The 11,987-nt window shown below is 43.0% G+C and carries 13 protein-coding genes; all 13 read left to right on the forward strand.

The window, feature by feature from the left end; translation table 11 throughout:
- Positions 1 to 5 precede the first annotated feature (5 nt).
- Positions 6 to 647 (forward strand): alpha/beta hydrolase, encoded by a 642-nt coding sequence (locus tag CSV67_RS04445; RefSeq protein WP_369803133.1) that lies wholly within the window; start codon positions 6 to 8, stop codon positions 645 to 647.
- A 14-nt stretch (positions 648 to 661) separates the two neighbouring features.
- Positions 662 to 991, forward strand: a complete 330-nt coding sequence (locus CSV67_RS17105; protein ID WP_369803134.1) for an alpha/beta hydrolase — start codon at positions 662 to 664, stop codon at positions 989 to 991.
- Positions 992 to 1,054: 63 nt separating this feature from the next.
- Positions 1,055 to 2,485: a histidine kinase N-terminal domain-containing protein gene (locus CSV67_RS04450; RefSeq protein WP_099630429.1), complete on the forward strand. Its 1,431-nt coding sequence runs from the start codon at positions 1,055 to 1,057 to the stop codon at positions 2,483 to 2,485.
- Positions 2,478 to 3,047 carry an ANTAR domain-containing response regulator gene (locus tag CSV67_RS04455; protein WP_099630430.1) on the forward strand — a complete coding sequence of 190 codons (570 nt, stop codon included), beginning with the start codon at positions 2,478 to 2,480 and terminating at the stop codon, positions 3,045 to 3,047. The genes CSV67_RS04450 and CSV67_RS04455 overlap by 8 nt, the downstream gene beginning before the upstream one ends.
- Before the next feature lie 155 nt (positions 3,048 to 3,202).
- Complete coding sequence (eutH, locus tag CSV67_RS04460; RefSeq protein ID WP_099630431.1) at positions 3,203 to 4,465, forward strand: ethanolamine utilization protein EutH; 1,263 nt, start codon at positions 3,203 to 3,205, stop codon at positions 4,463 to 4,465.
- A 24-nt stretch (positions 4,466 to 4,489) separates the two neighbouring features.
- On the forward strand, positions 4,490 to 4,831 hold the full coding sequence (gene eutS, locus CSV67_RS04465; RefSeq protein WP_099630432.1) for an ethanolamine utilization microcompartment protein EutS: 342 nt from the start codon (positions 4,490 to 4,492) through the stop codon (positions 4,829 to 4,831).
- A 12-nt stretch (positions 4,832 to 4,843) separates the two neighbouring features.
- On the forward strand, positions 4,844 to 5,341 hold the full coding sequence (locus CSV67_RS04470; protein ID WP_099630433.1) for a EutP/PduV family microcompartment system protein: 498 nt from the start codon (positions 4,844 to 4,846) through the stop codon (positions 5,339 to 5,341).
- A gap of 286 nt (positions 5,342 to 5,627) precedes the next feature.
- Positions 5,628 to 7,073, forward strand: coding sequence for an ethanolamine ammonia-lyase reactivating factor EutA (locus tag CSV67_RS04475; protein WP_099630434.1), 1,446 nt, complete (start codon positions 5,628 to 5,630; stop codon positions 7,071 to 7,073).
- 14 nt (positions 7,074 to 7,087) lie between these two features.
- Positions 7,088 to 8,452 (forward strand): ethanolamine ammonia-lyase subunit EutB, encoded by a 1,365-nt coding sequence (locus CSV67_RS04480; RefSeq protein WP_099630435.1) that lies wholly within the window; start codon positions 7,088 to 7,090, stop codon positions 8,450 to 8,452.
- Between the two features lie 7 nt (positions 8,453 to 8,459).
- Complete coding sequence (gene eutC / locus CSV67_RS04485; protein ID WP_369803140.1) at positions 8,460 to 9,458, forward strand: ethanolamine ammonia-lyase subunit EutC; 999 nt, start codon at positions 8,460 to 8,462, stop codon at positions 9,456 to 9,458.
- On the forward strand, positions 9,418 to 10,119 hold the full coding sequence (eutL, locus tag CSV67_RS04490; RefSeq protein ID WP_099630436.1) for an ethanolamine utilization microcompartment protein EutL: 702 nt from the start codon (positions 9,418 to 9,420) through the stop codon (positions 10,117 to 10,119). The genes eutC and eutL overlap by 41 nt, the downstream gene beginning before the upstream one ends.
- Positions 10,120 to 10,162: 43 nt before the next feature.
- Positions 10,163 to 11,662 (forward strand): aldehyde dehydrogenase family protein, encoded by a 1,500-nt coding sequence (locus CSV67_RS04495; protein WP_199173131.1) that lies wholly within the window; start codon positions 10,163 to 10,165, stop codon positions 11,660 to 11,662.
- 23 nt (positions 11,663 to 11,685) lie between these two features.
- Positions 11,686 to 11,970, forward strand: coding sequence for a BMC domain-containing protein (locus CSV67_RS04500; protein WP_029053414.1), 285 nt, complete (start codon positions 11,686 to 11,688; stop codon positions 11,968 to 11,970).
- Positions 11,971 to 11,987 lie beyond the last annotated feature (17 nt).

Below are 11,987 nucleotides of genomic sequence, written 5' to 3' on the forward strand. Positions count from 1 at the left end.
TAGAAATGAAAAAAATAAGATGGAAAAAAGTTGTCGTTTTACTCGTTGCTATCTTTATTATTTTTCAGATAGCAGGAAGCTTTTTCTTCTATAACTTGGCCATCAAACGTGGTCCCAAAGACTTCCTGACAGGCAATGCTGACTTGAAAGTATCAGCTGAAACCATGGATGTGTTTTTAAATGGAGACTGGCTAGATTGGGTGGATAAACAGGAGTTTGAAGAAATGCACATGACGTCAAGAGATGGTATAGAGTTAATGGGGTATTACTTGTCTGCCAAACAGCCGACTAACAAATTAGTGATTCTGACACATGGTTATTTAGGACACGCAAAACAGATGGGCTTGTACGGTCAATTTTATTATGAAGAACTGGGATATAATCTCTTCATGCCAAATGCTAGAGGACATGGAAAAAGTGGTGGAGACTATTATGGTTTTGGATGGCCGGATCGTTTGGATTTGATTGATTGGACGAAGTTACTTAGCGAAAATATGGATCCTGCTACAGAAGTGGTCTACCATGGGTTGTCAATGGGGGCCGCTACAGTTTTGATGGCAAGTGGTGAGAAGCTTCCCGATCAAGTGAAGGCAGTCATTGCAGATAGTCCGTATCAATCCGCTTATCAGCTTTTTGCTATCAATTAAATCGAATGTTTCATTTGCCGGCATTTCCGTTACTTGATAATATGAACTTATTGACGAACGCAAAAGCGGGATATTCATTGAAGGAAGCAGATGCGCTGAGTGCTGTACAGCGTGCAACTATACCAATACTGTACATACACGGCAACGCCGATACATTTGTACCGACAGATATGACAAAGGAACTGTACGAAGTAACGGAGAGTGAAGCGGAACTGTTTTTAGTAGATGATGCGAATCACGGGGAAGCATTCGTGATGGATCAGAAAGCGTATAAGAGAAAGGTGGAAGATTTCCTTAATGCCCATTTATCGACATCGAACTTGTCAATTGACCTCTTTCGCTAACCAATCTATACTAATTTTAAAGGGTAGGGGTAGCAGTACTCCTGATCGTAGGGTCGTGGCGTATTGGTAAAATCAACAGTAGAGAAACTTTGTAAATTACATACGGAATTGACTAATCAAGATGTGCAGATTTTGCAAGAGATGGCGTTTAGCTTACAAACCTATGCAGATCTATCCAATTCGTATATGTTCATCGATTGTAAATTAAAACCGAGTAATCAAGCGATTGTCGTTGCAGAGGCTTTTCCAATGGGGTGTACTCCACTGTATACTAATTCTGTCATTGGAAAGATTGTATTTGAGTCTTTTGAACCGGGCGTTTTTTATTCTTATCGTAACGGAAAGAAATCTATCATACAGCAGGCGATGACACAAGAAGGTATCGTGGTGCATCAAACCGTGGTACCCATTAAGAACACCTATCACCAAGTGATCGGTGTGTTGGTTTCTGAGAAACAAGTCACCTCACCGCTACCGGCTGACGATATAAAAAGGTTTTCGGTAGTTACAGAAACAGCGGAAGATCAACTGACGAATTCGAGTCTTGGAGTAGTCTCGGATTTATTGATGGAGATGCTTATTTTGACTGATGCTAGTAATCGATTAGTTTATGCAAATCCCTCGGGGTTAAAGCTTATTTCTGAAATGAGCGGACGGGATGACGTATTGTATCGAGATTTATTGGAAATGCTACCGTTTTTGCGGACAGTTTATGAGCAGGAAGAGGATGTATTTGTCTTTGAGTTGACGATTCAGGACAAAAACTTAATTGTAAAAAAAATAAAAATGCGTGAAAAAAATAAGTCTCAAGAAACGTTGTTGATCGTCCAAGATATTACTGAACTTCGGACAAAGGAAAAAGAGTTGATGATGAAATCCGTCGTCATTAAAGAAATACATCATCGGGTTAAAAATAATTTGCAAACTGTCGCAAGCTTGATAAGATTGCAAATGCGTAATGGCATATCAGCTAATAACCGATCTGCTTTTGAGGAAACACTTAACCGGATATATAGCATTTCCTCTGTGTATGAAATTATCCTTACGAAGGAAGATGCAGACGACGATGATGTAAATATTATAGATTTGACAAGAAAAATTTGTTCCACGATGGTACTAAACGATTACAACTTAAAAGTAGACTTGATTATTGAGCCGAATGGCAATAAAATAATAACAACCTCTAAGAAAGCGGTTTCAATAGCATTGATTATTAATGAGCTCATACAAAACTCACTTAAGCATGCATTTCGAGGCAAAGAAGAAGGAATTATTAATGTGGAATTTATTGTGGATCATGACTTTGTAGAACTTCACGTTTCCGACAACGGCGTTGGAATGAAGAATCCGCAAACGTCACTCGGCACGGAAATTATCCACAACTTAGTAACCAATGACTTAAATGGTGAGTTCCTATATGTGCCTAGGGAAATCGGGACACATGCAGTAATCAATTTTCCAGTGGGTGCGGGGGTGGAGATTTTTCATGAGTAAACGAATCTTGATAGCGGAAGACGAATCAATTATTCGTATGGATCTAAAAATGACTTTGCAAGACCATGGCTATGAAGTCGTTGGGGAAGCAGGCGATGGTGATCGAGCGATCGAGCTAGCCTTTTTGCATAAACCTGATTTGATTTTGATGGATATTAAAATGCCGAAGATAAATGGACTAAAAGCCAGTCGAATCATCGGAGAACAACTGGATATACCGATTTTAATCATTACCGCGTACAGTCAAAAGGAATTTGTGGAAAAGGCGCAGCAAGACAGCGTGGTCGGCTATTTAGTCAAGCCCATTTCTGAAGCCAATTTAATTCCTGCAATTGAAGTTGCACTGCATCAATCCAGTAAAGTGCACCGGCTAAAAGACGGTATTCAGCAGGCAAAACAGGAAGTGGAAAAGCGGAAAGTCATCGAACGGGCAAAAGGTATTCTGATGAATTCAGAGAACTTAACCGAGCAACAGGCATTTAAAAAAATGCGTGATACAAGTATGTCAAGGCAAATGACAATGGAGTCACTTGCAGTGGAGATTATAGATTCGCACAAGTAAATAGACCTAAGCAAAGACGCTTAAAGAGATACCTTCTTTAAGCGTCATTTTTGTCTTCTTTTTTCAGAATTTGTCATTAGATTTAAAGGTGGTGGCAAGTGTATTAATACAAGGTTGACGGTAACACTATAAGAAAGTAATAGGGGGAAACTCAAATGGAAATGATCGGTACGGTAATTGTCTACATTATCATGGCCTGTGCAGTTGCAGGGGCATTTGCTTCAATAAAAAATCCGGAAGTGGGATTAGGTAAGGAATTCATGTCTGGATTACACGCTGTTGGGCATATCTTCGTTCCTGCGGCAGGAATCATGGCGTCTATACCCTACTTGACCTGGTTTATCAGTAAATTCATTGGTCCTGTATTTAATTCAATCGGGGCAGATCCGGCACTTGCTGCAACTACTATTCTGGCTTCAGATATGGGTGGTTATCAGTTAGCGGAAGCGCTAAAGGTAACAAATGAAGGATGGATCATGGCGCTGATCGTTGGTTTCATGTCCGGAGCAACAATCGTCTTCTCTATTCCAATGGGACTTGCCATGCTAGATAAACGAGACCATAAGTACATGGCGCTTGGCATCATGTCAGGTGTATTGACGATTCCAATCGGTGCATTTATTGCATCGGTATTAGTTGTTTTGTTCAACACGGACGTGCGTGATGTAATCAGCACGACGGCTACATCCAATTATGAGTTTGCGATTAGTTATTTACAAATCTTCATAAATTTATTGCCATTATTATTATTTGTTGTATTGATCGCGGTCGGACTGAAGTTTGTTCCACGTATTATGATTAACGGATTTATGATTTTTGGCCGTGTGATGGACGCTGCCATTAAACTTGTATTAGTGTTCTCTATCGTGGAAGTATTTACGGGTATCTTTACTAAGATCTTTGGTGTTTGGGGCTTTGATCCAATCATGGCGGATAAAGCAGACCAATTCCGTGCACTTGAAACAGCCGGATATATTGGTATTATGTTAGCGGGTGCATTCCCAATGATTTACTTGATTCGAAAGTACATGGGGAGACCTTTGGAAGCCGCGGGAAAGAAAATTGGGCTTTCGCCTGAAGGTAGCGCGGGTCTACTTGCGACTGTCGCGAATATCTTGGCGATGTTCTCATTAGTTCGTTACATGAAACCAAAAGATAAAGTTATCAATATCGCATTCGCAGTGTGTGCTGCATTCTTGCTAGGGGATCATTTATCTTTCACAGCGAATTTCCAACCCAATATAATTTTACCGGTTATACTAGGTAAATTAAGTGCGGGTATCATCGCAGTTATCATTGCATACAAGCTGTCTGTACCAACAGCATTAAGGTTAGAAAAGCAAGACCGTGAAGCGGGAATTATTCGCGAAGGCGAGTATGAAGATGCTGAAACGAAAGCTCCCGCCGCTAAAGCATAAAAATATAAACGAGGAGTGTGTGTAATGAGCGAAGACAAGAAACGATTTATACAGGAATTCGTTCCAGGAAAACAGATTACACTCAGTCATTTGATCGCTAATCCCGATCCAGACATGTTTCAGAAGTTAGGCATCCAGGAAGCTGGAGCTTTAGGTATTCTCACTTGTACACCGAGTGAGACGGTAATTATCGCGGGGGACTTAGCTACGAAAGCAGCAAATGTTCAAATTGGATTCCTCGATCGATTTACAGGAAGTCTTGTCATCGTAGGGAGCGTCTCCGAAGTAGAGATGGCTATGCTGGAGATTAATCGTTTTTTATCGGAGAAGTTAAAGTATACGCCAGCTGAAATCACAAAATCATAAGGAGTGAGGACGATGCGAAACAAGGCAATGCTGATCGGTGCGGTACGGGCGGGAAAGTCTACATTGACGAATGCTTTATTGGGCCGAAAAGTAGAAGCTTTCAAAACGCAAACGCTCAGTTATTATGATTGGATTGTCGATACGCCGGGCGAGTACACGGAAAATCCTATGTTCTACAAAAATATTATGGCCACCGCGCTTGAAGTAACGCACGTACTGTATTTGCAAGACGCAACGAGTGAAAAGCTTATTTTTCCACCAGGTTTCAGCATGGGAATCCCGAAACTACCCATCGGGGTCATCACCAAATGCGATCTTCCGGAAGCGGATATAGATCGTTCACTTGGCATGTTAAAGACTGTCATGAACGTCGGACCCATTGTCATGATTTCTTCCAAAACGGGTATGGGGATCAAGCATATAAAGGAATTGACAAAGTTGAACGACATTCATGCGATGCGGCATTACGTAGAGTCAGAAGCCGACAAGCACTTGATCTTCCACGGCTAATTTTCTTTACAGCCAGATAGGAATTTGATATAGTAAATTCCATACAAGTGAATAAAAACGGCAATGGCGCCTTTACATCCCATGGGAAAATCCATGGGTTTGTAAAGGCGTCTTTTTTATATCAAAAGCGCAAGACGCCGTCTAGCTCCGACAGGCGTTTGTAATCTTCCCGACAGAGTGCATACTTTGTACGTTATTGGGAAGATTGAAATGACCCGGAAGCTGGTGTCTAAGCTAGATATAATTAAAAGTACAAGGCAGTAAGTAATCAGAGAGGAGTGTGGGCGTGAGCAATTTCAATAAGCACGAAACAATTATTAGTGCAGGAATTGATATTGGCACAAGCACGACAAAACTGATTATCAGTCGTTTTTCTCTACGTAATGTAGCGGGTGCAACACATGTGCCACGAATAGAAATTACAGATAAAGAAATACTCTACAAGAGCCCAGTATTTCGAACACCATTGCAAGACGCAGTGACGATTGATGTAGCGGGTGTCCAACAGATTATCCGCACGGAATACGAAAAGGCAGGAATCCAGCCTTCGCAGATAGAAACAGGCGCTGTCATTATTACAGGTGAAACCGCAACCAAACGAAACGCCAGTGAAATGTTGCATCAGTTGTCTGATGAAGCAGGCGATTTCCTCGTCGCAACGGCAGGCCCTGACTTAGAAGGAATTATCGCAGCAAAAGGGTCAGGCAGCTATGAATCATCTGGAAAAAGTGGCCAGGTAATTGCCAATATAGACATTGGTGGAGGGACAGCAAATATTGCAGTATTCAAAGACAAGCAACTTCTTGGTACATGCACGATGCATATCGGGGGTCGCTTGATCGAATTTGAACACGGAAAAGTCCGTACCATTTCACCGTCAGTCGAACGGTTATTACAAGACCAAGGCTATACGTTACAAGTCGGTGACCCCAAAAATGCATCAGCTGTATCATTCGTAACGACTTATATGGCAGAAGCGATGGCGCGTATTTTGAAGAAGGAAGTTCAGGCACAAGATCGAGTGCTTTTGCTAGGTCATGAACCGAACTGGTTGCAACCAATCGATACCATCGTCTTTTCAGGTGGTATTTCCGAATGTATGTATCATCATACTTCCGGTGAAGTCCAAATAGCACGGTACGACGATATCGGCATGCAACTTGCGGAGGCACTGCTACAAAACACATCACTACAACACTTTACTTGGCAAGAGCCAGTAGAAACTGTACGGGCTACTGTATTGGGAGCTGGAACACAGACTACTGAAATTAGCGGGGCTACCATACAGATTGCGCCACATGAGTTGCCTTTAAAAAACATTCCGATTTACCAATATGATTTTGGAGAAAATCTCGAGATAGGATTTTCCCGATTTGAAGACGCGGTTCAGCAGGCGGTTACTTTATACGACTCTGCGAAAGAAGGACAAAACTTCGCTCTCTATCTGTCCAATCTTCCCTATCTCGGATTTCGCGATGTGCAGAGATTGGCCAAGGCAATTGTTCAGATCATGAACGAGAGGCCGCGCCCTGAACAACCGATTATATTGGTCATTCAATCAGATCACGCTAAAGTGATTGGCCAAACATTGGCGGCATTACAAGTGAAACAAAGCATTATTTGTATAGATCAAATTAATGTGGAAACAGGCGATTACATCGATATCGGCAATGCGCTCACTTCAGGCGTCGTACCGGTCGTTGTGAAAACCTTAACATTCCATACAACGTAAAGGAGGTCTTGTACGTGAATTTATCCACTACATTAGGCGGCGAACGATATGTGTTCCATGACCTAAAAGAAGTGCTAGCAAAAGCGAATGAAGAGAAATCTGGAGATCGTCTCGCAGGAATTGCGGCGGAAACCGTGCAAGAACGAATCGCTGCCAAAACAGTCGTTAGTGAGTTGCTTATAAGTGACATCCGTAACAATCCACTGATCCCAATCGAAGATGATGAAGTCTCACTGATTATTGAAAATGATATTAACGAGAAGGTCTACAGTGGAATCCAGAACTGGAGTATCGCAGAACTGCGCGAATACATTTTGAGTAATGAAGTAGGGGACCGCGAATTAAAACGTCTCAGTCGCGGATTGACATCGGAAGTCATTGCGGCTGTAACGAAGCTGATGTCCAATCTGGACTTAGTACACGCGGCGAATAAAATCGAAATCTTATCAACGTGTAATATTACAATCGGTCAAAAGGGTACTTTGTCTTCCCGCCTCCAACCGAATCACCCGACGGACAATATTGATGGGATCATCACTTCGTTAAAAGAAGGCTTGTCTTACGGTATCGGTGATGCGGTAATTGGGATCAATCCTGTAGATGATTCCGTAGAAAGCGTAAAGCGTGTGTTGAATGCGACGAAAGACTTTATTGATGAATGGGAAATTCCAACACAAAACTGTGTACTTGCACACGTTACGACACAGATGAAAGCAATCGAACAGGGAGCTCCTGCGGATATGATTTTCCAAAGTATTGCAGGAACGGAAAAAGCCCATCGTTCATTTGGTATTTCAGCAGAATTAATTGCGGAAGCGAAAGATCTATCGCTGAAAATGGGTACGGGTACTGGTCCTCAAACATTGTATTTTGAAACAGGACAAGGATCCGAACTGTCGGCTGAAGCGCATTATGGTGTAGATCAAGTAACCATGGAAGCACGGAACTACGGTTTTGCACGACATTATGATCCGTACATTGTCAACACGGTTGTCGGATTTATTGGTCCGGAATATTTATATAACAGTAAGCAAGTGATCCGGGCAGGCCTTGAAGATCACTTCATGGGTAAGCTACATGGACTGCCGATGGGTGTAGACATTTGCTATACGAACCATATTAAAGCAGACCAAAATGACATTGAAGATTTAAGTATCTTATTATCAGCGGCAGGTGTGAATTTCATCATCGCAGCCCCTATGGGTGATGACGTTATGCTGAATTACCAGTCCATGAGCTACCATGACGTGGCGACCGTTCTTCAGACGATGGGTAAAACACCAGCACCTGAATACTTGAAATGGCTTGAAAAGATGGGGATTTACGAAAATGGCATGTTGAGTAAACATGCTGGAGATCTCACACTCTTCAATCGATAGGAGGTGGATGGACTTGAATGAGGATTTAATTCAGCAAATCACAAAAATGGTTGTAGAAAAACTAGAGGCTGCGAGTAGTAATCAAACCATACAACAACAGCCAACGAACGAACAGAAAGTAGAGTTGTTTTCACGGCGACCTATTGGGCAGTTGGAAGTGGAAACTGTGAAAAAATTGCCTAGCGGAGCGGTGGTGTTCCATAGTACGACAGAAGGGCCGAAGCGGAATATTTCCACCGTAAAACCAAAACCGACGACGGCGTATGGTAATTCGAAATCAAAACCACAAGAAGATCTTGAGGAAGACAAGCTGGCAGAATATCGTAAGAAAACACCAGCTAGAATAGGGGTCGGGCGCGCAGGCTCACGTCCGAAAACGAAGACGTGGCTACAGTTCCGACTGGATCACGCTGCAGCAGTTGACGCAGTCTACGGTGAAGTACGAGATGACTTGCTCGAACAGCTAGGATTGTTCCAAGTGCAATCCAAAGTGTCAGATAAAGAAGAATACATTCGACGCCCGGATCTTGGTAGAAAGCTTTCAGACGAAGCAAGGGCTTTGATTCAAGAGCGTTGTAAAAAATCACCTGTCGTACAAATTGTAGCGTCAAATGGACTGAGTGCGAAAGCAATCGAAGAAAATTTGGAGGACGTTTACTTATCGTTACAACAATCACTTAACAACTTGAATATTGATATGGGAACAACGTTTTATGTCGATAAGGGACGAGTTGCCGTGATGGATGATATCGGAGAGCTGTTGCAACCTGATGTTGTCGTCATGCTGATCGGTGAACGTCCGGGTCTTGTGTCTGCAGAGTCGCTAAGTGCTTATATATGCTACAAACCAAGACATGGCACGATTGAAGCGGATCGTATGGTCATCTCCAATATTCATAAAGGCGGAATCCCCCCTGTTGAAGCGGGGGCATTTCTTGGAACGGTTATTCAGAAAATCTTGAAATATGAAGCGAGCGGTGTATCGCTTGTTCAAAAGGAAGGATAAGGAAGGAGGAGGGCAAGTGAAAATCTATGCAGACATATTGTCAATGCAAGTCATTTCGAATGTCAGTCCGGAACTTGCTGAGAAGTTCCGATTGAAGTCTCACCAGCGTAGTCTTGGGTTGATCACGACGACAATTGACGACGTCGGCTATACAGCAATTGATGCAGCAACGAAGCATAGCGATGTGGAAGTGGTCTATGCAAAAAGTTTTTACGCAGGCTCAGCTCATTCTTCTGGTCCGTTATCGGGAGAGTTTATAGGAGTCATAGCTGGCTCGTCGCCGGAAGAAGTAAAAAGTGGTCTTGATTCGATTCGTATAACGATAGAGCACGAAGCGTATTTTGAGGCGATTAACGGAAATCGTGATCATGCGTTATATGCGCATACCATTTCCAGTTGTGGGAGTTACTTAGCTGACATGGCTAACGTAGCCGATGGACAGTCATTGGCATACTTGATTGCACCGCCTGTTGAGGCCGTTGTCGGTTTGGATGCTGCACTAAAAGCTGCAGACGTTACACTTTGTGTACTCTATGCACCTCCTTCCGAAACCAACTTTGGCGGTGGTCTACTGACAGGCAGCCAGTCTTCTTGCAAGGCAGCAGCCGACGCATTCCGAGAAGCGATACAGAAGATGGCGAAAGATCCGTTAAGTTACTGATAGATAAGTATCTAGAAAGGAGTGTTTTAATTTGGTCCAATTAATGGATAAAGATTTATTGGCTTTACAACAAATGCGTACAGCCGTCCAAACTGCAAAAGAAGCACAAGAGAAATTCATGGGCTATACTCAGCAACAAGTTGACAAGATTGTCAAAGCCGTTGCTGATGCCGCTTTTGAACAATCCGGTCGCCTCGCACAACTTGCGGTAGATGAAACAGGTATGGGGGTAGCAGCTCATAAGAAAATTAAGAACGAAGTGGGCTCCCGTGATGTATACGAAAGTATTAAAGATATGAAAACGGTCGGTGTCATAAAAGAGGACCATATGAATAAGGTCGTGGAAATCGCTGCTCCGTTCGGTGTAGTTGCCGCAATCATCCCAACGACCAACCCAACATCGACGGCGTTCTTCAAAACGTTGATTTCATTGAAGACACGAAATTCCATTGTAGTTAGCCCTCACCCTTACGCAGTGGAATGCACACACGAAGCATTAAAAGTATGTGATGCAGCAGCGGTTGCAGCTGGAGCCCCTGAAGGTTTGATTCAATGTCTCACACTGGCTTCAATGGAAGCTACACAGCAATTAATGTCGCATAAAGACGTGAATCTTATCATTGCAACAGGCGGTAGTGCGCTCGTCAAAGCGGCATATAGCTCGGGTAAACCAGCTTACGGTGTAGGTCCTGGTAATGTACCAGTTTATATCGAACGTTCCGCAAAGATTGAAAAAGCGGTAAAAGATATCGTAGACAGCAAGTCATTCGATTACGGTACGATTTGTGCAACCGAGCAAGCCATCGTGGTTGATAAGCACGTCGTGGACCTGGTTACGCGTGAGCTGAAGAAAAATGGCGCGTATATTTTATCGGATGAAGAGAAAAAAGTTATGGAAGGTGTCATCTCGCCGGTACCCGGTAAGGTGAATCCGAAAGTGGTCGGTAAGAGCCCACAGTTCATCGCGAAAATGGCAGGCATTTCTTTACCAGAAGGTACGCGCCTGATTGTCGGGATGGAAACAAAAGTTGGTAAAGACGTACCGTTTTCATTGGAGAAACTATCACCTATTTTCGCTATGTATGTCGTCGACGGTGTGAAGCACTCGAAAGAAGTGTGCCTCGACTTACTGAACCTTGGCGGACGTGGTCACAGCTTGGCACTACATACCGAAATCGATGCAGTAGCTCGTGAATTCGCTATGGAAATGCCAGTATCACGTATTTTGGTCAACACGATGTCCTCTGTTGGAGCAGTTGGTGGTACGACAGGCTTAATGCCATCATTCACATTAGGTTGCGGAACATTTGGCGGCAATATTACATCAGACAATGTCACAGCTACGCATTTGCTGAACATTAAGCGGATGGCATATGGCACGAAGGAAGTACAATTGCCGAAGCATTCAGAGTCGGTAGAAAGCTCAAATGATCAGCTCGTATCCAGTGTGATGAACAATGTATCAGCCGCAACAAACAACAACATTGATCCAGCATTAGTACAGAACTTAGTCAGTGAAATCGTTAAACAACTTACAAAATAAAACACTATTAGGAGGAAACAATTATGAACAGAGAAGGTACAGCATTAGGAATGGTAGAAACTAAAGGATTAATCGGTGCAATTGAGGCAGCAGACGCAATGGTGAAAGCAGCAAGCGTAAACTTAGTAGGTAAAGTACATGTTGGCGGTGGAATCGTAACAGTTATGGTACGCGGTGATGTAGGTGCAGTAAAAGCAGCAACAGATGCAGGTGCTGCTTCAGCACAACGTGTGGGCGAATTGCTTTCTGTTCACGTAATCCCAAGACCACATAACGAATTAGAATTGATGTTACCAAAAAGCGAATAATCACTGCTGACATAGTA

The sequence above is a fragment of the Sporosarcina sp. P2 genome, from assembly GCF_002743255.1.
In the GTDB taxonomy this organism is placed as follows: domain Bacteria; phylum Bacillota; class Bacilli; order Bacillales_A; family Planococcaceae; genus Sporosarcina.

What these genes read in the sequence shown, in the direction of transcription:
- CSV67_RS04455 (WP_099630430.1), top strand. Translation starts at nt 2,478, where the DNA reads ATGAGTAAACGAATCTTGATAGCGGAAGACGAATCAATTATTCGTATG.
- CSV67_RS04445 (WP_369803133.1), top strand. Translation starts at nt 6, where the DNA reads ATGAAAAAAATAAGATGGAAAAAAGTTGTCGTTTTACTCGTTGCTATC.
- eutL (WP_099630436.1), top strand. Translation starts at nt 9,418, where the DNA reads ATGAAGCGAGCGGTGTATCGCTTGTTCAAAAGGAAGGATAAGGAAGGA.
- eutS (WP_099630432.1), top strand. Translation starts at nt 4,490, where the DNA reads ATGAGCGAAGACAAGAAACGATTTATACAGGAATTCGTTCCAGGAAAA.
- eutC (WP_369803140.1), top strand. Translation starts at nt 8,460, where the DNA reads ATGGACTTGAATGAGGATTTAATTCAGCAAATCACAAAAATGGTTGTA.
- CSV67_RS04470 (WP_099630433.1), top strand. Translation starts at nt 4,844, where the DNA reads ATGCGAAACAAGGCAATGCTGATCGGTGCGGTACGGGCGGGAAAGTCT.
- CSV67_RS04495 (WP_199173131.1), top strand. Translation starts at nt 10,163, where the DNA reads ATGGATAAAGATTTATTGGCTTTACAACAAATGCGTACAGCCGTCCAA.
- eutH (WP_099630431.1), top strand. Translation starts at nt 3,203, where the DNA reads ATGGAAATGATCGGTACGGTAATTGTCTACATTATCATGGCCTGTGCA.
- CSV67_RS04500 (WP_029053414.1), top strand. Translation starts at nt 11,686, where the DNA reads ATGAACAGAGAAGGTACAGCATTAGGAATGGTAGAAACTAAAGGATTA.